Genomic DNA, 22167 nt, shown 5'->3' with positions numbered 1-22167 from the left:
TTGGGACGCATGCGCGTTCCCGATTCCCAGACTTTCGTCCCCGTCATCCTCGGCGGGGACATCGGCACCTACTCGCTGGCCCGGGAGTTCCACGAGGCCTACGGCGCCGCGAGCGTGGCCGTCCCGGCCGGCACCAACGGCGTGCTGGAGCACTCGGTGGCCGTCGACGTCCGTCCGGCCGGGAGCATGGCCGAGGACGTCGTCGTCGAGCACCTCCTGCGCCTCGGCGCCGAGCTGAAGGGCGACGGGGACCGGCCGTTGCTGCTGTTCGGGTCCCTGGACCTGCACATCACCACCATCACGCGGCACCGGGCCCGCCTGGAGGACTACTACGTCATCCCGTACGTCCCGCTGGAGCTGGTGGAGCTGGCGGCGCTGAAGGAGAACTTCTACGAGCTCTGCGCCGAGCTCGGCATCGCGCACCCCCGGACGCACGTGTACGACGCCGGTTCGGGCGCCGTGCCGGACGACCTCCCCTACCCGCTGATCGGCAAGCCGTCCGACTCCTCGGCGTGGGTGGCGGCGAAGTTCGCCGGCAAGCAGAAGGTCCACACCCTCCATACGCCCGAGGAGCTTCACGACCTCCTGGGCCGGATCGACGCCAGCGGCTACGGCGGCCGGTTCATCCTGCAGGAGCTCATCCCCGGCGGCGACTCCAACATGAAGCTCGCGACGTTCTACTGCGACCCGGACGGGAGGGCCCGCTACGCGGCCTACGGCGAGGTGGCGGTGGAGGAGCACGCGCCGATCGTCCTCGGGAACTCCGCCGCGATCGTCTCCGGGATGCCGGACGCGGCCGCGGAGACGTTCGTGCAGCAGGGCCGGCGGATCCTGGAGCGGCTCGGCTGGCGCGGCTTCGCGATGTTCGACGCCAAGCTGGACCCGCGCGACGGCGTCGTGAAGTTCTTCGAGCTCAACCCCCGGCTGGGGCGGAACCACTACTACCTCACGGCCGCCGCAGCGGCCGGCGGGCGCCACTGGGCGAACCCCGCCCGCGCCTACGTGCGCGACTTCCTTGGCCCGCGGTTCGAGGCCACGCAGCTCCCCTCCGGGTTGACCGTCTCCCGCGAGGAGATCCTCTACTCGGTGCTGCCCGCGCCGCTGCTGCGCCAGCACCTGGTGGGGCCCGTGGGCGAGCGCGCGGCCGCGCTCCTGAAGTCCCGTGAGACCGTCAACCCGCTGGTCTACCGGGCGGAGCGGCACCCGCGCCGCTGGTTCTACATCGCGGCGGCGCTGGCCAACCAGTTCCGCAAGTTCAAGCAGTACCCGCCGCGCCGCTGAGCCGGACCCGTCCCCGAGCGGCAGGAGTGCGGGCTGACCGGCGCGGAGCTGTTCGGGCGAGGGGCCGAGCGGGGGCGGCGTCGAACTGGGGCGGGGGCTGTCTGCGGCGGGCGGGATCTGGCAAGCTGGCCGTGTGGGCGTCGCCCGGTGTCCGGGCTCACACCCGAGCACCGCGCCGGGGGAGGACCGCCTGACAACGGCACAGCAACCGGACGACCGCAGCAGAGGAGCCGCAGGATGAGCACACCGTCCGCCCCGGACGCCGAGCAGGCGTACCGCCACCTGCGCGTAGAGCAGGAGGGGTCCGCGCTCGTCGTGACGATCGACCGGCCGAAGGCGCTGAACGCGCTCGCCGGCGAGCTCGTCGACGAGCTGCAGGACGTCCTCGCGCGCGCCGGGGCCGCCCTCGCCGACGGCTGGCCGTTCCGCGCCGTGATCCTCACCGGGGCCGGCGGGAAGGCGTTCGTGGCCGGGGCGGACATCCGGGAGATGTCCGCGATGAGCCCCGACGAGGCGCAGGAGTACTCCCGGCGCATGCACCGCCTGACGCTGGACCTGGAGCGGCTGCCGGTGCCGGTCGTGGCCGCCGTCGACGGCTACGCCCTGGGCGGCGGCTGCGAGCTCGCGCTGGCGTGCGACGTCGTCTTCGCCAGCGAGGCCGCCCGCTTCGGCCAGCCGGAGGTCTCCCTGGGCCTGGTCCCCGGGTTCGGCGGGTCCGTGCGACTGCAGCAGCGGGTGGGCCCGGGCATGGCGCGGGAGCTGATCTTCACGGGCCGGCGGATCGATGCCGCGGAGGCCCTGCGGATCGGCCTGGTCAACCGCGTGCTGGCGGACCGTGAGAGCCTGCTGGAGGCCGCCCGGGAGACCGTCGAGCTGATCGCCCGGCAGGCCCCGACCGCCGTCGCGAACGCCAAGCTCACCCTCGGGGCCGTCGCGGCCCTGCCCACCGAGGACGGACTCGCGGTGGAGGCCGCGAGCTTCCGCGACGCGTTCACCACCGACGACTCGCGCGCGGGCCGCGCGGCATTTCTGGCCAAGGAGACACCGAGCTTCCCCGGGAGGTAGCAATGTCCAACCGTCCCCACGCCGCATCCGATGTGGCCTACACGCTCCACCACTACGGCGAGTCCCCGAGCCAGTTCCTGGAGCTGGTCCTGCCGAGCCTCGAGCACGGCGAACAACCGAGCGGCGTGGCCGTGGTGATCCACGGCGGCTACTGGCGGGCCACGTACGGCGCCGACCTGGGCCTGCCGCTCGCGGCGGACCTCGCCCAGCACGGGTGGGTGGCCGCCAACCTCGAGTACCGCCGCATCGACGGCGACGACCCCGAGGACGCCGGCGGCTGGCCCGCCACCTTCGAGGACGTCGCCGCGGGCATCGACGCGCTGGCCGACCTCCTGCCCGAGTCCTACCGGGAGCTGCCGGTCTACGCCGTGGGCCACTCCGCCGGCGGTCATCTGGCCGTCTGGGCGGCGCACCGCAGCGAGTTCGACGCCGGTGCGGTCGGCGCCGAACCGCGCGTCCGGCTCGCGGGCGTGGTCAGCCAGGCGGGCCTGCTGGACCTCCACCTGGCCCACGAGATGCAGCTGAGCGACGACGCCGCCGGGCGCCTCATGGGCTCCACCCCCGTGGACGCCCCGGAAGACTGGCACCACGCCGACCCGGCGCGGCTGGCCCCCGCGCCGGTCGACGTCGTCGTCCTGCACCCGGAGGCCGACGAGGACGTGCCGGCCGCCGTGGCACACTCCTACTGCGAGGCGGCCGCCGGCGCCGGAGCCAGCCCGCGCTTCCGCCCAGTGCCTGGGGACCACCTGGCGCTGATCGACCCGGAGAGCCGGGCCTGGAAGCTGACGCTGCGCGAGCTCGCGCGGCTGGCCGGGCTGGAGGAGGCCGAGCGGGACTGAACTGAGCCCGACTGAACCGCGCCGGATTGAGCTGAGCCCAACTGAGCTGAGCCCGACTGAACCGCGCCGGAACGGACCGGCGGGCGGGCGGGGGGCCGGCCGGTATATTGGGCGCGGAGTCTACGTGAGGATGGAACGTTGCTGACTGTCATGGGCGAGGCCCTGGTTGACGTGCTGTCCGGAGGCATCAGCGCGTCGAAGACCTACGTGGGCGGCAGCCCGCTGAACGTGGCCGTGGCGCTCGCGCGGCTGGGCCACCCGGTGACCTTCGTGGGCCGGTACGGCAACGACGAGCCCGGGCGGATGATCCGCGAGTACCTGCAGGCGAACTCCGTCCGGGAGGCCCTCGGACCGGACCAGGAACCGACCTCCACCGCGCGCGGCACGCTGGACCCGGCCGGCGCCGCCACCTACGACTTCGACTTCTCCTGGGAGCTGCCCGGCCTGGAGCGGATCCAGCCCGCGCTCGCCGACGCGCAGCTCGTCCACACCGGATCCATCGCCTGCGTGGTCGAGCCGGGCGCGTCCACGGTCCTGCGCGCCGTGGAGCTGGCCCGCCCGCACGCGACCATCAGCTACGACCCCAACGTGCGTCCCACCTTCGTGCGGAACCACGCCGAGGCCGTCGCCCAGGTCGAGCGGTTCGTCCGCCTGTCCGACGTCGTGCGCACCTCCGACGCGGACCTCGACTGGCTGTACCCGCGCCGCAGCGTGACCGAGACCGCCAAGGCGTGGCTGAAGCTGGGACCGGCGGTCGTCGCGGTGACGCACGGGTCTCGGGGCGCCTCCGGCTTCGTGGACGGCGGAGAGGTCAACGTTTCCGGCCGGACCGTGGAGGTCGCCGACCGCGTGGGCTCCGGCGACACGTTCATGGCCGCGCTGCTCTCCGGCATCGCGGACCGGGAGCTCATCGGCTCCGCCAACCGCGAGCACCTGCGCCGGCTCCCCGCCGACCAGCTGCGCCAGATCATCGACTTCGCCCTGCGGGCCTCGGCCGTCACGGTCTCCCGGGCCGGCGCCAACCCGCCGTACCGGGGCGAGGTCGAGTAGTGGCCGCCCGCGGCGCCGCGGAGGGTGCTGCCGTGGACGCCGGCGCCGTCGACGCACCCGACCGGGCGGCGGGGATCCGTCTCATCGCGAGCGATCTGGACGGGACCATCCTGCACGCCGACGGCACCGTCACCACCCGCACGGTCGAGGCCTTCCGGGCCGCCCGCGCCGCCGGGATCGAGATCGTGTTCGTCACCGGCCGCCCGTTCCGCTGGCTCGGGCCGGTACAGCGCGCGTTCGGGCACCTGGGCACGGTGATCTGCTCCAACGGCGCGCTCGTCTACGACCAGGAGGACGAGCGCGTGCTCCACTCCTGGACCCTCGACGCCGCCACGGTGACCGAGGTGCGCCGGCGGATCCTGGCCCTCGAGCCCGAGGCGCTCTTCGCGGCGGAGACGACCGCCGGGCTCTACCTGGAGCCGGGCTTCGTGACGGAGGAGGAGGCTCTCCGGCTCGACGGCGTCCGACCGGCAGCGCTGCCCGAGGACCGGCTGGAGCAGGAGGGGACGGTCAAGCTCCTCGCCAAGCTCTACGGCGGCACGTCGGAGGACTTCCGCCGGGCCGTGCACCCCGAGGTGGCCGAGCTGGTGGCCGTCACGCACTCGGCGCCCGGCGTCGCCCTGCTGGAGATGTCCCGGCCGGACGTCAACAAGGCCGTGGCCCTCGAGCGGTACGCCGCCGACCTCGGCATCGACCGGCACCAGGTCGCGGCCTTCGGCGACATGCCCAACGACATCGAGATGCTCGCCTGGGCCGGCCTCGGCTGCGCCATGGGCTCCGGCCACCGGCTCGCGAAGGCGGCCGCGGCGGAGGTCACCGGCGGACTCGACGACGACGGCGTCGCGCAACGGATCGAGCGGCTCCTCGCGGCACGCGCCGACCGTCCGGACCGAGCCGGCGGCCCCGCCGGAACGCCGTCGGACCGAGCCGGCGGCTCCACCGGAACGCCGTCGGACCGAGCCGGCGGCTCCACCGGAACGCCGTCGGACCGCGGGCCGGCCGCCCCGTGAGCCCGCGCCGCCGCCCGAAGGCGTACTCCCACCGCGGGTTCTCCCCGGATGGCGAGGAGAACACGATGGCCGCGTTCCGCGCCGCCGTCGAGCTGGACTTCACCCACTTGGAGACGGACGTCCGGACGACGGCGGACGGGCACCTGGTGGTCTTCCACGACGAGACGCTGGACCGGCTGACCGGCGCGACGGGGAGGATCGGCGACCGGACGCTCGCCGAGCTCGCCGCGGTGCGCGTGGCCGGCGAGCCCATCCCGACGTTCGAGGAGCTGGTGACCGCGTGGCCGCACGTAGAGCTGAACGTGGACCTGAAGGACGAGCCGGCCGTGCAGGCGCTCGCCGACGCCGTGATCCGGCACGGCGCGCACGGTCGGGTGGTGGCGGCGTCGTTCTCCGACCGGCGCCGGCGCGCCCTGCAGCGCGAGCTCGAGCGGCGCGGGAGCCCGCGGGTGCGGGCCACGGCCGGGATGGCGCTCGTGGCCGCGTTCACGCTGCTCGGCAAGCTCAGCCGCGGCGGATTCCAGCCGTGGCGGCTGCTGCGGCCGTTCCTGCGCCGGGTGTTCGCGCTGCAGGTCCCGATCCGGCAGGGGCCGTTGACCGTGGTGGAGCCGGGCTTCCTGGCGCGGGCGCACGAGGCCGGGCTGGAGGTGCACGTGTGGGTGGTCGATGACGCGCCGACCATGCACCGGCTCCTGGACCTGGGCGTGGACGGGATCATGACCGACCGCGCCGACGTGCTGGTGGGCGTCTACCGCGAGCGCGGGGTCTGGCCTCCCGGCTGAACCGGTCCGCGCGTGAAGCCGATCGAGCCGTCGATTCGGGGGACGTGCGGGCGGCGGTGTCCCCCGGAACGACTTCTCGGCGCCGGTGGGGCGGTCGTCAGTCGGTGAGGATCGGCTGCGCCAGCTCCGCCAGCGGCCGCAGGGCCAGGTCGGCGTGCTCGAGGAGCTCGTCCTCGGCGGCGCCGGCGAGGATGCGCATCGCCATGGCGTGCTGCTGCATCTTGCCCGCGCGCAGGGCCGGCTCCACGTAGTCCCAGAGCTCGTCGACGGTCCCGTAGTCGCCCCACTGGGCGAGGTACTCGGTGACGACCTGGCGGATCCGCGGATCGTTGGGGCGGGTGCGGAGCTCGTCGCACATCACCCGGATCGGCGTGCCCAGTGAGGAGAACGGGTGCGCCCAGTACGCGTCGCCGAGGTCCATGAAGCGCAGCGGCTCGTCCGGGGCGGTCGGCAGGAACGTGTTCCCCCGGTGTAGGTCGTTGTGCTCGAGCGACAGGGGGACGGGCCCGGCCGCGAGGAACTCGCACATCCCCTTGACCTCGGCCAGCTGCGCGTCGAGCTCCTCCGCGTCCCGGGCGGGGAGATGCAGCGGGTGCAGGGCGGGCATGGATGCGTGCAGGACCAGCTGCTCGTCGATGTAGTCGGGCAGCCAGGACGGGTCCAGATGCAGCAGTCCCGCGTCGAAGAGCGTGTCCCCGAAGCCGCTGAGATGCTGCTGGACCGCCGCGAAGTCGCGCAGCATGCGCGCCCAGATCTGGTGGTCCGTGCTCGGTACGGCCAGCAGCGTCTCGCCGAAGTCCGGCGTGATCATCCAGCCGCGCCGCGGCTCGATCGCCAGCGGCATTACCAACTGCTCAGGGCACAGGTTCGCGGCGGTGGCGGTGACGGCGACCTCCGCGATCTGCCCCGGATTGGTCGCCTTGAAGAACAGCTGGCCGTGGTCGGTCGGCACTGTCAGCTGGGTCGAGAAGAGGCCGTTGAACCGTTGCTCCACGGCACCGGTGGGCGCGATCCGGTACGTCTCCAGCACCATGGCGATCCACTCGTCCGCCTGCCGGCGCCATTCCTCGGTCGCCCACTCCTCGTTCCACTCAGCCACCCGACGATTCTAGGGGCCGCGCCGGGGCGGGCGACAGCGTCAACCGATCTTGCTGGGCTGGGAGCCCTGGTCCTCGGGGGCGTCGACCGGCTCGGTGCCGCGGGCGCGGGCGACCGTGGTCATCACGTGGAAGATCAGCAGGGTCACGATGGTTCCGACGGCGATGCCCCCGAGCTGCAGGTTGCCGAACATGAGCGCGCTGGAGCCCATGGCGATCGCGACGATCAGGCCGGTGCCCGCGGTCATCAGGTTGATCGGGTTGGAGAAGTTCACCCGGTTCTGCACCCAGAGGCGCGCGCCGATCATGCCGATCATGCCGTAGAGGACGATGCCCGCACCGCCGGTCACGCCCGCCGGGATGGTGTTGATGACCGCGCCGACCTTGGGGGAGAAGGCCAGCAGGATGGCGACGGCGCCGGCCACCCAGTACGCCGCCGTCGAGTAGACGCGCGAGGACGCCATGACGCCGATGTTCTCCGCGTAGGTGGTGGTGCCGGAGCCGCCGCCGGCACCGGCCAGCATGGTCGCCGCACCGTCGGCCATGAGCGCGCGGCCGTAGACGTCGTCCAGGTCGCGGCCGGTCATCAGACTGACCGTCTTCACGTGGCCGATGTTCTCGGCGATGAGGACGAAGACCACCGGGAGGAAGACCAGCATGATGTCCAGGTGGAACGTCGGGGTCTCGAAGGCCGGGAGGCCGGCCCAGCCCGCCTCGCTCACCATGCTGAAGTCGATCTGCCCCTGCACCAGCGCCACGAGGTATCCGACGACGATGCCCACCAGGATGGACAGGCGCCCGAGCAGGCCCTTGAACAGGACGGCGGAGACGACGATGGCGCCGACGGTGGCGAACGTCGTCAGCGGTACCTCCTGCATGGGCGTCAGGGTGGTGGAGGCCAGATTCAAACCGATCAGGGCGACGATGGTGCCCATGACCACGGGCGGCATCAGGCGGTGGATCCAGTCCGTGCCGGATTTCTGCACGATCAACCCGATCAGGAACAGGGCTGCGCCCGTGACCAGGATGCCGCCGAGCGCCCCGCTCATGCCGTAGCTGCTGGTGGCCGCCGCCACCGGGGCCAGGAAGGCGAATGAGGAGCCGAGGTAGCTCGGGACGCGTCCCGCGGTGACGATCAGGAAGAGGAGCGTTCCCAGACCGCTGAACAGCAGCGTGGTGGTCGCCGGGAAGCCGGTGATGGCCGGGACCAGGACGGTGGCCCCGAACATGGCCATGACGTGCTGGACGCCGACGCCGATGGTCTGCGGCCAATTCAGCCGTTCGTCGGGTGCGACGACGGTGCCGGGACGGATGGTCCTGCCGTCGCCGTGCAGATTCCAGCCGAGGCCGAGGCGGTTGCTCATGGAGGGCCTTCCGAGGGGGGAGGGGGTCGATGGCTCCGGACGGACGCTCCTGTGCGGCGCACGCGCGCCGGGCCTCACCGATTTTAGCGGTTCCACTGGCCGGTCCCGTCGCGGTATGGAAGCGTGGCCCTCGAGTGCCGCCGGACGCATGGATCATCCGACGACCGGCAGGGATCGGGAGAGGGATAGCATGCGCATCGACCTGAGGACGCCGACGGCGCCCGAGCTCCCCGCCATCGTGGACGCGCTCCGTTCCTGGCAGCAGGACGGGTTGCCCATCCAGCTCCATCCCGGCGACCTCGGGTGGTCCTGGCAGATCGGCGCAGAGGGACTCGCGGCCAGACTGCGCATCTGGGCCGGGCGCCGGGAGGTGCTGGCCGTGGGAATGCTGGACGGCCCGGACGTCCTGCGGCTGGGCATCGCGCCCCACGCCGCCGCCGATGCAGCACTCGCCCAGGCGATCGCCGCGGACCTCTCCGACCCGTCGCGGGAGGTGCTGCCGGACGGGCCGGTCAGTGTGGAGGCACGGTTCGGTCCGGCTCTCCGGAAGCAGTTCGCGGCCCGTGGCTGGCAGCCCGGCGAGGTTTGGGCGCCGTTCGTCCTCGACCTGGACGCCCGCCTGCCGGACGTCGAGGTGCCCGTCGTGAGCCTCGACGTCGGGCGCGACGGCTTCACTGCGCCGGATTCCCCGGCCGCCGAGCTCGTCGCCGCGTGGTCGCGGGTCCATGCCGCTGCCTTCGACAGCACCCGGTTCACGGTGGACCGGTGGCAGATGACGGCGAATGGCTACCCCTACGCCTCGGCGAGGTGCCTGCTGGCGCTGGATCCCGAGCGCGGTCCGGTGGCGACGTCGATCGTCTGGTCCGCGGGTCCCGGCCGACCCGGCCTGATCGAGCCGCTCGGCGTGGAGCCGGACGCCCGCGGTTCCGGCTTCGGCCGGGCCATCACCCTCGCCTCGGCGCACGCCCTCCGCGCCCTGGGCTCCTCGAGCGTGCTGGTGTGCACTCCGGCGGCGAACACGCCGGCCACGGCGACGTACGCGGCAGCCGGGTTCCAGAGGCTTCCGGATGCCGCGGACTTCACGCTCGACCGCTTGTAGGTGCGAGCGCCGCGAGGGGGCCCACCCCCGGTCTCCGTGGTCAGGCGGCTAAAATGCGGGAGAGGCGCGGCCGACTGCGGCCCCGCCACAGGCCGTCGGAGCGACCGACGGGAACAGGACGCGGAAGGCGGCACTCCGGATGGACGCTGAGGACCCGCTCTCGCTGGAGCGGCAGGTGTGCTTCGCCCTGGCCGTCGCCTCCCGCTCCGTCATCGCCGCCTACCGGCCCGTCCTCGAGCCCCTGAACCTCACCCACCCCCAGTACCTGGTGATGCTCGCGTTGTGGGAGAGGGAGCCCCTGTCGCTGCGGGACGTCGGGGCGCTGCTCCACTTGGACGCCGGGACGGTCTCACCGCTCGTCAAGCGTCTGGAGTCTCTGGGCTACGTCGAGCGCCAGCGCGACCCCGACGACGAGCGCTCTCTGCGGATCTCGCTCACCCCCGAGGGGCGTGCGCTGCGCGCGCAGGCGGAGCGGATCCCGGCGCAGATGATGGCCCGCCTGGACATGGACGCCGAGGAGCTCGCGGCCCTCCACGCGAGCATGACGAAGCTGATCTCCGCTGCCACGCGTCGCCCGTAGGCACGGGTCGAACGGGTAGTCGCCCGCCCATCGGCTCTGCCTGTGGGCTGGGCCGGGCGGTTGCTGGCCCTAGAGCTCGCGGGCCGCCTCGACGACTTCCTGCGGGGCCTGGGTTCCCCGCGTCTCGTGCGCGCGGAGCACCCGAAGGGCGCGTTCTTGCTTCAGGTGCTCCCTGGGGCTCCGGTGGGGCTGCTGGTCGGCGGGACCGAAGATGGCGAATCCCAGGTACTGCAGGCGCCACCAGAACCGGTAGTTCAGGCTGAGTCCGGTGGTGTCCCGGACGATCGGGCGTGGCTTGTCGCTCATGGCGTCCTGTCGAGAGATCCGTCGGCGCCGGGGCGGCACCGTTGCGCAGGTGGAGCGCGCGCACCGATCATATCCAATTAGTTTGCGCACAAACTAATTGCGGTTCACCCCGGTCGAGGCCGAGCGGGAAGCGCTACCCGGCGGTCAGGTCGTTCCGCAGCCGTTCGACCTCGGCCTTCGTGGCCGCCGTGTTCTGGGACGTCCGGATCATCGCGATGTAGAACTCGAGGCTCACGCGGAAGAGCACCACGAAGATGAAGCCGGGGATCCAGCCGAGGATCAGGGCGGCGACACCGAGCATCGGATCGGCGGCGAATCCGAGGACGATGTACGCCAGCCAGCCGAGCACCACGAGTGCGATTAGCAGGATGTAGATGATCTTGGCGAACTTCAGCGTGACGAAGCTGCGGAAGCTGAAGTCGAACAGCGCTCCGAAGAATCCCTTCGCATCGGGTCCGCCGTCGTGCGGCTCGTAGGGCCCCTGGCCGTGCCAGGGCTCGGGGCCGCCGCCCGGTCCCCGCGGGGGTCCATTCGGCGGCTGGGGCGGGTACCCGCCGTGCTGTGGTGGCTGCGGCGGTGGCTGCGTCGGATCTGACATCTTCGTTCCTCTCACGGGCGCGGTGGATCGGACGAGCAGTGGATCGCACGATCCCTGTTTCTCAACCTAGTACGGGCGGTCGTTCGAGGGAACGCCGAGTCCGGAGAAGTCGCGCCCCCTCCGGTCGAGGTGCCCGCCTCGCCTTGCGCCCCACGCGCCGCCTCAGCCCACCCGTCGTTGCGCGAAGAACTCCATCTCCTGGCGCGAGGACTCCAGATAGGCGTCCAGCATCGCCTCCAACTCGGCCGGCGGCGCGGTGTCGGCCTGCGCCTGCGTGATCGCAATGGCCCGCCGCGTCGCGGCGTCGAACTCCGCCGACGAGTACATGCCCAGCCAGTCGGCGTACGGGTGGTCCGGGCGGTTCGCGGCCGCCAGCCGGGTCCCGATGTCCTGGTAGAGCCAGTAGCAGGGCAGCACGGCCGCCACCACCACGGCGTAAGAGCCGACGGCCGCCGCGGCGAGCAGGTGGCTCAGGTACGAGCGGGTCTCGGCAGAGGCCGCGACCTCGGCGTCGGCCGCGCGGGCCGGCGCCTCGCCCCGTGCCTCCGCCTCGGCCAGCCGCGCCCGGTGCAGGGAGAGCTCCACCTCCAGGCACTCGTGGGCGCCGTTGGCCCAGAACCGCTGCTCCTCCAGCGTCGGGGCCAGCTGCGCGGCCCGGGAGAGCACCTTGGAGTAGGTCCGCAGGTAGATCGAGTCCTGGGCGAGGTAGTGCTCGAAGTCCGCGCGGTCCAGCGTCCCGTCCGCCAGGCGCCGCACGAACCACACGTCGTCGATGCGGGCGCGCAGGTCCGCGATCAGGTCCCACCAGTGGCCCACGTCCGCGCGCGGGTCCGGGACCGAACGGCCGTCCCACAGCTGCCCCAGGTGGCTCACCGGCCCGTGACCGCCGCCGACCTCGAGCCGTGCCGAGTCCTCGATCGCCCGCGTCAGCCACCGCTTGGTCAGCCGCAGCGCGGTCGGCCAGTCGCCGAACCGCGCCTGCAGGGTCGCGAGCGCGGCGGACAGCGAGCATCCCGTGCCGTGCGTGCTCGTGGTCTCCACCCGCTGCCCGGGCAGCTCCAGGACGACGCCGTCGGGGCCCACCAGCGCGTCCGGGCATCCGCGCGGCGCCCCGCTGCCGTCGCCGTCGTGCCCGGCCTCGAGCTCGTCGAGGTGGCCGCCCTTGGCGACCACGAGCACGTCCGCCGCCGTGGCGACGCGACGCGCCTGCTCGAGCGCCTCGTCCCACGTGCGGGCCAGCGGCGCATCGGCGAGGACCGCCAGCTCCGGCAGGTTCGGGGTGACGACGTCGGCCTCGGCGAGCAGGCCGCGCAGGGCTGCGACGGAGTCGTCGTCGGTGAGGCGGTCGCCGCTCGTGGCGATCATGACCGGGTCCAGCACGACGCCGCCGGCGACGCGGCCCGCGGCGCGTTCGCGGGCCAGCCACGCGTGCACGGCGCCGATGACCTCGGCGCTGGCCAGCATCCCGATCTTCACGGCGTCGACCCGGACATCGGCGCTCACGGCATCCAGCTGCTGCGTCAGGAACGCCGGATCCGGCACGTGCACGCCGGACACGCCCCGCGTGTTCTGGGCCGTCAGGGCGGTGATGGCGGCCATGCCGTAGCCGCCGCACGCGGCGATCGACTTCAGGTCGGCCTGGATGCCGGCCCCGCCGGAGGGGTCGGACCCGGCGATGGAGAGGACGTTCGGGACGCGCACCCCGGCCGCCGCTGCCGTGCCGGGGCCGGGGGCGGGAGCGGCCGCGGGAACGGCTCCCGGCGTCGCAGCGGTCTGTGGGGCGTCGAGGGCCGTGTGGGTGCTCATGCCGCGGCCTCCCACTCGTCGCGCAGCTGCCGCGAGGCCGCCGCCGGGTCCTCGGCCGAGCAGATCGCGCGGACGACGGCGAAGCCCGCCGCACCCGCGGCCCGTGCGTCGGCCGCGTCGCCCGGGCCCACGCCGCCGATCGCCACGCAGGGCGGGCCGCCCGCGGCGCGGACAGCGGCGGCGAAGCGGCCGAAGCCGTCCCAGCCGATCGGCGTCGGGTGGTCCTTCTTGGTGGGGGTCGCGCGGACCGCGCCGGTGCCGACGTAGTCCACGGTGCCTGCCGGCAGGCGCAGCAGCCGGGCCCGGTCCTCCTCGGTGGAGGCGCTCAGGCCGAGGACCGCGTCCGGGCCGATGAGCTGGCGCACCGAGTGCGGGGGCAGGTCCTTCTGCCCGATGTGCACGCCCTGCACGCTGGCGCCTGCGGCGACCGCTGCGAGGTAGACGTCCACCCGGTCGTTCAGCAGGAGATGCGCGCGGCCGGCCGTGATCTCCGCGCAGGCGATGGCGTGGCGGAGGAATTCCTTGGCGGGCGTGTCCTTGCAGCGCAGCTGGATGGTGCGGACCCCGCCGTCCACCGCGGCGGCGACGATGTCCTCGAGCGGGCGCTCGCCGGCGGTCGCCGCATCGGCGACCAGGTACACGGATAGATCGTCCGGGTCGATCCGCTGCCCCGCCTGTTCGGCCACCGGGGTGGCGGCACCGGGGAGTGCAGCCGAGCGCGGCAGTGCCGTCCCGCCCGCGGGGATGCCACCGACGCGGTCCAGGTCCCGGTCCCAGCCCGACTCGCCGCTGCGGGCCCGGTCGCCCTCGGACGGGCCCTCCGCCGCCGCGGCCGTGATGCGGGAGCTGGCCAGGTCCTCCGGTCCCACCGCAGCGAGCGCGTCGAGGAAGGCCGCCTGGAAGCTGCCCGTCCCCGTCGCCCCGGCCGCGGCGCGCTCGGCGGCCGCGGAGTAGAACGCGTGCGCGGCGACCGTGGCCTCCAGTGCCGGGGAGCCCTCCGCGGCCGGCCGGCCGGCCGGCGTCGTACTGCCGACGAATCCGGCGACGAGCGCGCCGAGGGCGCAGCCGCCGCCGGTCACCCGGGTGAGGAGCTCGCTGCCGCCGGCGACCCGGACCACGGTCGTCCCGTCCGTCACCACGTCCTCCGGGCCGGACACGGCGACGACGGCGCCGGTGCGACGGGACAGGGCGACGGCCGCGCCGGTGGCGGAGTCGACGTCGTCCGTCGCGTCCACGCCCCGGCCCCCGGCGCCCGTGCCGGCCAGCGCGAGGATCTCGGAGGCGTTGCCGCGGATCACCGTGGGGGAGAAGCGCAGGAGCTCGCGGGCGAAATCGGTGCGCAGCCGCAGCGGGCCGGCGGCCACCGGGTCCAGGACCCACGGGGTCCCCGCGGTGCGGGCCGCGCGGACGGCCTCGAGCATGCCCTCGCGCTGCCGGTCCATCGGCGTGCCCAGGTTGACCAGGACCGCCGAGGCCATCGCCGCGAACGGCCCGGCCTCGCCCGGGACGTCCACCATGGCCGGCGCGGCACCCGAGGCGAGCAGGACGTTGGCCGTGAAGTTGGTGACCACCGAGTTGGTCGCGCACTGGACCAGCGGGCTCGCCGCCCGGAAGGCCGCGAGGTGCTCCGCGGCCAGGCCGGCCCAGTCGCGGGCGGCGCCGGGCGCCGTGGTCTCGGGGGTGGATACAGACGTGTCTTGAGGCGCCATGGACTCCATGAAGCGACATCCCTCCGCTAGTACTAGCTAGATCAGGTGCATGCGGGTGTGATCTCAGTCCTCTGGGGACACCCCGTGCCGTGCCATCCAGCGTACGCCGCCGCGTGTGCGGCGTCATCTCCGGAGCCGTCACATCGGGCGCGGGCGTAGGGGCGGTGTCCCCCCCCGACCGGGCTGCGAGGTCGCGTTCCAGCACGTTCGACGCCGCGAGATGCCACTCCAGCACCGGCCACGGCCGGGTACTGGTGCTGGAGTGCGACCTCGCGGAGCCCCGGGTGCTGTTCCGGCGCCTCGCGAGGCCCAGGTGCTCCACCGGCATCTCGCGAGCCTCGCGCAGCGAGTAGCTTGGAGGAACCCACGTCCCGCCATCGAAGGAGCGCCCATGAGCACCGCCGACCGTCCCGTCGCCCTCGTCACCGGAGCCACCCGCGGGATCGGCCGCGCCGTCGCGCTCGACCTCGGCGCCACGCACCACGTCCTGGTCGGCGGCCGCGGCGCCGACGCGGTCGACGCGCTGGTGCGCGAGCTCCCGTCGGCCGAACCGTGGGTCGCCGACCTCGAGCACCCGCCCTACGCGGCCCTGCCGGCGCGCCTGGACGTCCTGGTCCACTCTGCCGGGGTGGAGGACGGGAACACGGTGGAGACGACGTCGTACGAGACCTGGGAGCGGGTCTTCCGCCTGAACGTCTTCGCCGTGGCCGAGCTGACCCGGCAGGCGCTCCCCGCCCTCCGCGCGGCGGGCGGCCTGGTGGTCGCCATCAACAGCGGCTCCGGGTTCACCGCGTCGCCGAAGTCCAGCACCTACGCGGCGTCCAAGTTCGCACTGCGGGCGTTCACGGACGCCCTGCGGGAGGAGGAGCGCGGCCATGGCGTCCGCGTGTCCAGCGTGCACCCCGGGCGCGTGGACACGGACATGCAGCACGGCCTGGTGGAGAAGCTGGGCGAGGAGTACGACGCCGCCTACTACCTGGCCCCGGAGGACGTCGCCGCGGCCGTCCGCGCCGCCGTCGACATGCCCCCGCGCGGCACCGTCGAGACGCTGGCCGTGCGCCCCACGCGCCGCCGGTAGTCTGACGCCATGGGTCTCTTCTCACGCCGCCGCCCCGCCCCGCCTGCGGAGGAGGCGTCCGACGCCGGCGCGCCCCACGTGCCCGGCGTCGCCGAGGTGCACGCACGGCTGAAGGACGCGAGGTCCACGCGCCTGATGCACCCGCGGCGGATGCGCGCCGGGCAGCTGCGCGCCCTGGACCGGTTGCTCGAGGAGAACACGCAGGACCTGCTGGAGGCGCTGGAGGCCGACCTCGGGAAGCACCCCGCGGAGGCGCGGCTGACCGAGCTGGAGCTGCTCAAGGACGAGATCCACCACGCCCAGCTCTATCTGACGGAGTGGATGGAGGCCAAGCACGTCAAGGTGCCGCTGGCGCTGCAGCCGGCGATGGGCAAGACGGAGGCGCAGCCCAAGGGCATGGTGCTGATCATCGGCGCCTGGAACTACCCCGTGCAGCTGCTGCTGAGTCCGCTGGTCGGCGCCCTCGCCGCCGGGAACACGGTGGCGCTGAAGCCCTCCGAGCTGGCGCCGGCCACGTCCGCGCTGCTGGCCCGGCTGGTCCCGCGGTATCTGGACCGGCGGGTCGTCGCCGTCGTCGAGGGTGGCCCGGACGTGGCGCAGTCCCTGCTGGAGCAGCCGTGGGACCACATCCTCTTCACCGGCAGCGAGCGGGTGGGACGGATCGTGGCCCGCGCCGCGGCCGAGCACCTGACCCCGGTGACGCTCGAGCTCGGCGGCAAGTGCCCCGCCGTCGTCGGCGACGGGAACATGGCGGCCGTCGCCCGGCGGATCGCGCACGGGAAGTTCATCAACGCCGGGCAGACCTGCACGGCGCCGGACTACGTCCTGCTCGTCGGCGCCGACGCGCAGCGGCTGCCGGCCCAGCTGGTCCGCGCCCTCGCCTCCTTCTACGGGAAGAACCCGGCGAAGAACCGCGACTACGGGCGGATCGTGAACCGGGCGGCGTTCGACCGCCTGGTCCGCTACATCGAGGACGCCGAGATCGACCCCAACGTGACGGTGGTCGGCGGCGACTTCGATGCGGAGTCGCTGTACATCGAGCCGACCCTGCTCCTCGGCGTCTCGCCCGACGACGCGGTGATGCAGGAGGAGATCTTCGGCCCCATCCTGCCGATCCTCTCCGTCGAGTCGTTCGACGCCGCCCTCGAGTTCATCGCGGCCCGCCCGGAGCCGCTCGCGGCCTACCTGTTCAGCGACCGGCCCCGCTGGCACACCGCATTCGAGGACCGGGTCCGCGCCGGCGGGATCGCATACAACGTCTGCAACCTGCACGTGGCCGTGCCGACACTGCCGTTCGGCGGCGTCGGGGCCTCCGGGATGGGCAGCTACCACGGACGGTACGGCTTCGCGACGTTCAGCCAGCTACGGCCCGTGCTCTCGAAGACGGCGATGGTGGACACGCTGCGCATCGCCTACCCGCCCTACCGTCGCGGCAAGGCCCACGTCATGCGAACCGTGCGCGCCGGGTCGGCGAAGCAGGCCGCCGCCGCGCGGCAGACGGGCGGAGCACCGTCGCTCCTCGAGGGCGACGGTGGAGCGGACGGGGCCGAGCCGTCGGCCGGCGGGCACCGGGAGATCGGCCCCGAATCCCCCGCCTGACCAGGGCCGCTCCCGGCCGCGGAGTCCCGCCCGCGGTCAGCCGCCGATGACCGAGTCCACCAGGGCCTTCGCCTCGGCCTGCACCTGCGCCAGGTGCTCGTCGCCGCGGAATGACTCCGCGTAGATCTTGTAGACGTCCTCCGTGCCGGACGGCCGGGCGGCGAACCACGCGTTCTCGGTGGTGACCTTGAGCCCGCCGATTGCCGCGCCGTTGCCGGGGGCCTCCGTGAGCTTCGCGGTGATGCCCTCGCCGGCCAGCTCCGTCGCGGGCACGTCCGCGGCCGAGAGCTTCGCCAGGGAGGCCTTCTGCTCGCGCGTCGCCGGCGCGTCGATCCGCGCGTACGACGGCGAGCCGAACTCGGCGGTCAGACCGCGGTAGTGGTCGCTCGGGGAGGAGCCGGTGACCGCCTGGATCTCGGAGGCGAGCAGGCAGAGCAGGATCCCGTCCTTGTCCGTGCTCCACGGACTGCCGTCGAACCGGACGAACGACGCCCCCGCGGACTCCTCGCCGCCGAAGACCCCCGTGCCGTCCAGCAGGCCGGGCACGAACCACTTGAACCCCACGGGCACCTCCACCAGCTCCCGGCCCAGGGACGCGGCGACCCGGTCGATCATCGAGGAGCTCACCAGGGTCTTGCCCACGCCCGCGCCCTGCGGCCAGTCCGGGCGGTTGCGGTACAGGTAGTCGATCGCCACGGCCAGGAAGTGGTTCGGGTTCATCAGCCCGGCGTCCGGGGTGACGATCCCGTGGCGGTCCGCGTCGGCGTCGTTCCCCGTGGCGATGTCGAAGCCGGCCCCGTCCTCGACGCGGGAGATCAGCGACGCCATGGCGTAGGGCGAGGAGCAGTCCATGCGGATCTTGCCGTCCCAGTCCAGCGTCATGAAGGACCAGCGGGGGTCGACGGCGTCGTTCACCACGGTGAGGTCGAGGCCGTGGCGCTCGCCGATGGCCGCCCAGTAGTCCACCGAGGCGCCGCCCATGGGGTCCGCGCCGATCCGGACGCCGGCCGAGCGGATGACGTTCAGGTCGATCACGTTGCCGAGATCGCCCACGTACCGGTCCAGGAAGTCGTAGCCGTCCGTGGTCTCGGCCGACTTCGCCGCCTTCAGCGGGACGCGGTTCACGCCGGCGAGCCCACCGGAGAGGTACTCGTTGGCGCGCCCGGCGATCCACCCCGTCGCGTCCGAGTCCGCGGGACCGCCGTGCGGCGGGTTGTACTTGAAGCCGCCGTCCTGCGGCGGGTTGTGGCTCGGCGTGATGACGACGCCGTCGGCATGGTGGGCCGGGTTGGTGCGCCCGCGGTTGTGGGCGAGGATCGCGTGGCTGAGCGCCGGCGTCGGGGTGAACCGGTCGCGGGAGTCGATCAGCACGTGCACGCCGTTGGCGGCGAGGACCTCGAGCGCCGTGTCCTGCGCGGGCCCCGAGAGGGCGTGGGTGTCGCGGCCGAGGAACAGCGGCCCGCCGATGCCCTGCCCGTTGCGGTAGTCCACGATCGCCTGCGTGATGGCGGCGATGTGATTCTCGTTGAACGATCCGTTCAGGGACGTGCCGCGGTGGCCGCTGGTGCCGAACGCGACCTTCTGTCCCGGGTCGTCCGGATCGGGTGCAGTGTCGAAGTACGCGGCGACGAGGGCGTCGACGTCGATCAGGTCCTGGGGTTGAGCGGTGGTGCCTGCGCGTTCGTGAGCCATGGGCCTTAGCCTTCCACGCCTTCGGCGTGGGCAGTAGGGGCGCGGGGCAATTCAGCGGCATTGTTTCGGTGGCGGCGCCCCGGCCCGCTACGCGTCGCCGGTGCGCTCCGCGACGTCGCCGGCCAGGAGGTCGTGGCGGCCGACGGCGGCCTCCCGCGCCCCGGTGACGGCGCGGCGGATCCGCTCGGCGTCGCGCGGCGTGCGGTCGGCGGGGTCCAGAGCGGCGACCAGGTCGTCGATCAGCTCGTGGAAGTCGGACGAGTACCGGTTTGCGGTGTCGCACAGGGCGGCCTCGTGGAGCAGGTCGAACACCTTGCAGAGGATGTGGACGTGGTCCCGGCCGAAGGCGACGGCGTCATGCACCATCAGCCCGGCGATCTCCCGGAAGGCGGGCCGTGGCGTCACCACCCGCAGGGTGCCTCCGTCGTCGTACTGGTGGTCGTCCCGGACGTCGAGCGCGGCGGCGGCGGTCAGGACGCTGCCCAGGTAGTGGAGGCAGTGTAGCGCCGTCGTCGAGTCATTGACCCCGGGGGAGAGGGCGCGGTTGCTGATGTCCACCATCTGCTGGACCGGGAACAGCGGGTCCTGCAGCGCCGTCCGCTCGCGGCCCAGGGCGATCGCCCCGTTCAGGCTCCCGGCGGCCGCGGCCGTCTCGTCTCCGGTCAGGCGGTGCGCGGTCTCCGCGCGGCGGACCAGGCCCACGGTCTGGCCGGCGGTGATGAAGTCCCCCGGGCTCACCGTCATCTCGACCGTCCAGCCGCCCCCGGACGCCGCGGAGGCGATCGACGCGGCGTCGACCTCCGTGACGAAGCCGGTCCCGCTCGCGGGGATCGCGGCGGCCGGATGGGCCTGGGGAAACGACGGGTCGGCGGGGCGGGAGCCGCGGTACGCGCGGCGCAGGGCGGCCCGACCCTCCTCCGCGACGTCCTGGAGGATCGTCTCCAGCCGGATGGAGGTCGCCACGTGGGACAGGAAGACCACCAGCTGGACCACCACGACGACGGCGAGCAGGAATGCGACCGTCACGCTGATCCCGGGCACGAAGGCCGCCTCCCCGGCGCGCTCGTTCCGCACGGTCCGCAGGACGCCGAGCGAGTAGGCGAAGGTCCCGAGGAAGACCGCCAGCGTCCCGTGGACCACGTGGTCGCCGGTGAACTTGCGGAGCAGCCGCGGCGTGTACTGGCTCGACGCCAGCTGCAGCACTACGAGCGTCAGCGAGAACGTCAGCGTCGTGACGGTGACGACCGAGCCGCTGATGGTGCCGAGGATGGACCGGGCGGCCTCGGCGCTGCCGCCGAAGACCCAGTCGGAGAGCCACGTGCGGGCGCCGGGCAGCCGTCCGTCCACTGCCGGGAGGACGAAGCCGAGGACCAGGCCCAGGCCGATGCCGACCGCCGGCAGCGGCCAGAGCTCGTGGCGGACCGCGTCGACGATCCGGTGGAACCGTTCCATGCGCTCGACCTCCGTGCGGCCTGCCCTCGGCCCGCACGGCTGTGCGGGGCCCGTTCCCGGCAGTCTAGTGGCCACTCCCGACGGCTTGGAGCCGTGGGGTCAGGACGTGGCGGGGGCTCCCCGAGCAGGACGACGGCGCCGGCCCGGTCCCGGCTCCGGTGGAGGGGGACGGTCCGACGCCGTCGTGAGGGTGCGTCGTGTCGCGTGCGGCTACTTCACGCCCGCCATCAGCTTCTTGATGCCGGGGGTCGCCGCCATGAGCGCGACGCCCAGGACGATCGACGTGCCGCCGAGGGCGACGAAGTACTGGACCTCGTTGCCCTCCGTGTAGAAGCCCGCCAGGATGCCCGCGAGCGTGGTGCCCAGCGAGATGGACAGGTAGAACAGCGCGAGCATCTGCGTGGTGAAAGCCACCGGCGCCAGCTTGGTGGCCACCGACAGGCCGATGGGGCTCAGGAAGAGCTCCGCCCAGGTGACCAGCAGCAGGATGCCCACGAGGGCCAGCAGCGGGGTCATCTCGAGCGACTCGAGCGGGATGAAAACCAGGTAGGCGATGCCGATGATCACCAGCGCGATGCCGAACTTCAGCGGCGTGGACGGCTGGCGGGTGCCCAGCTTGGTCCAGAAGGCCGCGAAGACCACGGCGAAGATGATGATGAAGACCGGGTTGATGGACTGGACCCAGCTGGCCGGCATCTCCCAGCCGAGGATGCGACGGTCCAGGCGCTCCTCGGAGTACACGGCGATGAAGGTGAACTGCTGCTGGAACAGCGCGAAGAACGCCGCCGACGCGATGTAGAGCGGGATGAACGCCGTGACGCGCTTGCGCTCCGTGCCCTCGACCTTCTTGGAGGTCAGCAGGACCACGAAGTAGACGACGGAGGCGATGATCGCGGCAACGGCCATGGTGTTCGCCAGGTTCGCCGGGTTCACCAGGCCGGTGAGGAACGCGACGACGATGAGCCCCAGGGCCAGCACGGCCGCCAGGGCGAACTTGCGCCGCCCCTCGCGCGGCAGCGGGTTCGCCACGTGATGGGAGGACTCCGGGACGTTCTTGCGGCCGGAGATGTAGACGGCCAGTCCGAGCGCCATGCCGACGGCCGCCGCGCCGAAGCCCCAGTGGAAGCCCATGCGGGTCTGGAGGAGGCCGGTCAGCAGCGGGCCGACGAGGGCGCCGATGTTCACGCCCATGTAGAAGATGGAGAAGCCGGCGTCGCGGCGGGTGTCCTCACGCGTGTAGAGGGAGCCGACGAGCGAGCCGGCGGCCGCCTTGACGCCGCCGGAGCCGAAGGCGACCAGGATCAGGCCGATGGCGAGACCCACGGCGCCGGGCAGCACGGCCAGGGCGACGTGGCCCGCCATGACGACGATGGCCGAGTAGAACAGGACGCGCTCGGAGCCGAGCAGCCGGTCCGCGATCCAGGCCGTGAGGATGGTGCTGAGGTAGACGCCGCCGCCGTAGGCGCCGACGAGACTCAGGGCCAGGCCCTGCTCGATCCCGAGGCCGCCCTCGGTCACCGAGAAGTACATGTAGTAGGCCAGGATGGCCTGCATCCCGTAGAAGGAGAAGCGCTCCCAGAGCTCAACCGAGAACAGGTTGAAGAGCATGCTCGGATGCCCGAAGAACGTCTTCTCCACGCGCTGATTCGCCGCGCCGGGCGACGGCTGTGTAGTGGTCATTTTCCCTATGAAACGCCACCCAGAAGTCATTCGCATACTTTTATGATGCGTGTCACATTGTGAGATGACTCTATGCCGTG

19 protein-coding genes and 1 riboswitch are annotated in these 22167 nt (G+C 72.8%); of the genes, 10 read left to right on the top strand and 9 right to left on the bottom strand.

The annotated features are described in order from the left end of the window. Positions 1-9 precede the first annotated feature (9 nt). The 6 genes from RIN46_RS11675 (at position 10) to RIN46_RS11650 (ending at position 6027) form a co-directional block, all read left to right on the top strand. The gene (locus RIN46_RS11675) at positions 10-1281 is read left to right on the top strand and encodes a carbamoyl-phosphate synthase (RefSeq protein WP_309081755.1); all 1272 of its coding nucleotides are present in this window, start codon (positions 10-12) and stop codon (positions 1279-1281) included. Positions 1282-1518: 237 nt separating this feature from the next. Beyond that, the gene (locus RIN46_RS11670) at positions 1519-2346 is read left to right on the top strand and encodes an enoyl-CoA hydratase-related protein (RefSeq protein ID WP_309081754.1); all 828 of its coding nucleotides are present in this window, start codon (positions 1519-1521) and stop codon (positions 2344-2346) included. A 2-nt stretch (positions 2347-2348) separates the two neighbouring features. Continuing rightward, the gene (locus RIN46_RS11665) at positions 2349-3185 is read left to right on the top strand and encodes an alpha/beta hydrolase (RefSeq protein WP_309081753.1); all 837 of its coding nucleotides are present in this window, start codon (positions 2349-2351) and stop codon (positions 3183-3185) included. Between the two features lie 138 nt (positions 3186-3323). Beyond that, a complete protein-coding gene (locus tag RIN46_RS11660; protein WP_309081752.1) occupies positions 3324-4235 on the top strand; it encodes a carbohydrate kinase in 912 nt (303 codons plus the stop codon). Further along, complete coding sequence (locus tag RIN46_RS11655) at positions 4235-5245, top strand: HAD family hydrolase (RefSeq protein WP_309081751.1); 1011 nt, start codon at positions 4235-4237, stop codon at positions 5243-5245. Before RIN46_RS11660 ends, RIN46_RS11655 begins: the two co-directional genes overlap by 1 nt. Further along, positions 5242-6027, top strand: coding sequence for a glycerophosphodiester phosphodiesterase (locus tag RIN46_RS11650; protein ID WP_375141883.1), 786 nt, complete (start codon positions 5242-5244; stop codon positions 6025-6027). The genes RIN46_RS11655 and RIN46_RS11650 overlap by 4 nt, the downstream gene beginning before the upstream one ends. 97 nt (positions 6028-6124) lie before the next feature. Here RIN46_RS11650 and RIN46_RS11645 read toward each other — a convergent pair whose 3' ends face one another. Continuing rightward, a complete protein-coding gene (locus RIN46_RS11645) occupies positions 6125-7126 on the bottom strand; it encodes a phosphotransferase (protein WP_309081749.1) in 1002 nt (333 codons plus the stop codon). A 39-nt stretch (positions 7127-7165) separates the two neighbouring features. After that, a complete protein-coding gene (locus RIN46_RS11640; RefSeq protein WP_309081748.1) occupies positions 7166-8488 on the bottom strand; it encodes a solute carrier family 23 protein in 1323 nt (440 codons plus the stop codon). A 190-nt stretch (positions 8489-8678) separates the two neighbouring features. Between RIN46_RS11640 and RIN46_RS11635 the strand changes: the two genes are divergently transcribed. Beyond that, entirely contained in the window at positions 8679-9587 is a 909-nt protein-coding gene (locus tag RIN46_RS11635; protein WP_309081747.1) for a GNAT family N-acetyltransferase, read from the top strand. Between the two features lie 139 nt (positions 9588-9726). Then, positions 9727-10167 (top strand): MarR family transcriptional regulator, encoded by a 441-nt coding sequence (locus tag RIN46_RS11630; RefSeq protein WP_309081746.1) that lies wholly within the window; start codon positions 9727-9729, stop codon positions 10165-10167. A gap of 69 nt (positions 10168-10236) precedes the next feature. Here RIN46_RS11630 and RIN46_RS11625 read toward each other — a convergent pair whose 3' ends face one another. From RIN46_RS11625 to thiM, 4 genes are all read right to left on the bottom strand, one after another. Next, positions 10237-10473, bottom strand: a complete 237-nt coding sequence (locus RIN46_RS11625; protein ID WP_309081745.1) for a hypothetical protein — start codon at positions 10471-10473, stop codon at positions 10237-10239. A 133-nt stretch (positions 10474-10606) separates the two neighbouring features. Then, a complete protein-coding gene (locus RIN46_RS11620; RefSeq protein ID WP_309081744.1) occupies positions 10607-11071 on the bottom strand; it encodes a DUF4282 domain-containing protein in 465 nt (154 codons plus the stop codon). Between the two features lie 162 nt (positions 11072-11233). After that, complete coding sequence (gene thiD, locus RIN46_RS11615; protein WP_309081743.1) at positions 11234-12877, bottom strand: bifunctional hydroxymethylpyrimidine kinase/phosphomethylpyrimidine kinase; 1644 nt, start codon at positions 12875-12877, stop codon at positions 11234-11236. Further along, positions 12874-14586 (bottom strand): hydroxyethylthiazole kinase, encoded by a 1713-nt coding sequence (gene thiM, locus RIN46_RS11610; protein ID WP_309081742.1) that lies wholly within the window; start codon positions 14584-14586, stop codon positions 12874-12876. The genes thiD and thiM overlap by 4 nt, the downstream gene beginning before the upstream one ends. A gap of 1 nt (position 14587) precedes the next feature. Then, a riboswitch (TPP riboswitch) is annotated at positions 14588-14681 on the bottom strand. 296 nt (positions 14682-14977) lie between these two features. On the opposite strand from thiM, the gene RIN46_RS11605 reads away from it, so the two are divergent. Then, the gene (locus tag RIN46_RS11605; RefSeq protein WP_309081741.1) at positions 14978-15664 is read left to right on the top strand and encodes an SDR family oxidoreductase; all 687 of its coding nucleotides are present in this window, start codon (positions 14978-14980) and stop codon (positions 15662-15664) included. A 9-nt stretch (positions 15665-15673) separates the two neighbouring features. Beyond that, complete coding sequence (locus RIN46_RS11600) at positions 15674-17263, top strand: aldehyde dehydrogenase family protein (protein WP_309081740.1); 1590 nt, start codon at positions 15674-15676, stop codon at positions 17261-17263. A 36-nt stretch (positions 17264-17299) separates the two neighbouring features. Here the strand turns inward: RIN46_RS11600 and pgm are convergent, their stop codons facing one another. The 3 genes from pgm to RIN46_RS11585 form a co-directional block, all read right to left on the bottom strand. Then, on the bottom strand, positions 17300-18955 hold the full coding sequence (gene pgm, locus RIN46_RS11595; RefSeq protein WP_309081739.1) for a phosphoglucomutase (alpha-D-glucose-1,6-bisphosphate-dependent): 1656 nt from the start codon (positions 18953-18955) through the stop codon (positions 17300-17302). A gap of 87 nt (positions 18956-19042) precedes the next feature. Further along, positions 19043-20407 carry a DUF2254 domain-containing protein gene (locus RIN46_RS11590; protein ID WP_309081738.1) on the bottom strand — a complete coding sequence of 455 codons (1365 nt, stop codon included), beginning with the start codon at positions 20405-20407 and terminating at the stop codon, positions 19043-19045. A gap of 210 nt (positions 20408-20617) precedes the next feature. After that, a complete protein-coding gene (locus tag RIN46_RS11585) occupies positions 20618-22087 on the bottom strand; it encodes a peptide MFS transporter (RefSeq protein WP_309081737.1) in 1470 nt (489 codons plus the stop codon). Between the last annotated feature and the right edge of the window lie 80 nt (positions 22088-22167).

Origin of the sequence: Zhihengliuella sp., from assembly GCF_031178195.1 — a bacterium.
GTDB lineage: Bacteria > Actinomycetota > Actinomycetes > Actinomycetales > Micrococcaceae > Zhihengliuella.
The sequence above is the reverse complement of the archived record's forward strand: the minus strand, read 5'-3'. Positions and strand labels throughout refer to the sequence as shown.

Bases quoted from the DNA above. Each gene is read 5' to 3' on its own strand.
- RIN46_RS11675 (WP_309081755.1), top strand. From the start codon at position 10: ATGCGCGTTCCCGATTCCCAGACTTTCGTCCCCGTCATCCTCGGCGGG.
- RIN46_RS11670 (WP_309081754.1), top strand. From the start codon at position 1,519: ATGAGCACACCGTCCGCCCCGGACGCCGAGCAGGCGTACCGCCACCTG.
- RIN46_RS11665 (WP_309081753.1), top strand. From the start codon at position 2,349: ATGTCCAACCGTCCCCACGCCGCATCCGATGTGGCCTACACGCTCCAC.
- RIN46_RS11640 (WP_309081748.1), bottom strand. From the start codon at position 8,488: ATGAGCAACCGCCTCGGCCTCGGCTGGAATCTGCACGGCGACGGCAGG.
- RIN46_RS11635 (WP_309081747.1), top strand. From the start codon at position 8,679: ATGCGCATCGACCTGAGGACGCCGACGGCGCCCGAGCTCCCCGCCATC.
- RIN46_RS11630 (WP_309081746.1), top strand. From the start codon at position 9,727: ATGGACGCTGAGGACCCGCTCTCGCTGGAGCGGCAGGTGTGCTTCGCC.
- RIN46_RS11625 (WP_309081745.1), bottom strand. From the start codon at position 10,473: ATGAGCGACAAGCCACGCCCGATCGTCCGGGACACCACCGGACTCAGC.
- RIN46_RS11620 (WP_309081744.1), bottom strand. From the start codon at position 11,071: ATGTCAGATCCGACGCAGCCACCGCCGCAGCCACCACAGCACGGCGGG.
- thiD (WP_309081743.1), bottom strand. From the start codon at position 12,877: ATGAGCACCCACACGGCCCTCGACGCCCCACAGACCGCTGCGACGCCG.
- thiM (WP_309081742.1), bottom strand. From the start codon at position 14,586: ATGGCGCCTCAAGACACGTCTGTATCCACCCCCGAGACCACGGCGCCC.
- RIN46_RS11605 (WP_309081741.1), top strand. From the start codon at position 14,978: ATGAGCACCGCCGACCGTCCCGTCGCCCTCGTCACCGGAGCCACCCGC.
- RIN46_RS11600 (WP_309081740.1), top strand. From the start codon at position 15,674: ATGGGTCTCTTCTCACGCCGCCGCCCCGCCCCGCCTGCGGAGGAGGCG.
- pgm (WP_309081739.1), bottom strand. From the start codon at position 18,955: ATGGCTCACGAACGCGCAGGCACCACCGCTCAACCCCAGGACCTGATC.
- RIN46_RS11590 (WP_309081738.1), bottom strand. From the start codon at position 20,407: ATGGAACGGTTCCACCGGATCGTCGACGCGGTCCGCCACGAGCTCTGG.
- RIN46_RS11585 (WP_309081737.1), bottom strand. From the start codon at position 22,087: ATGACCACTACACAGCCGTCGCCCGGCGCGGCGAATCAGCGCGTGGAG.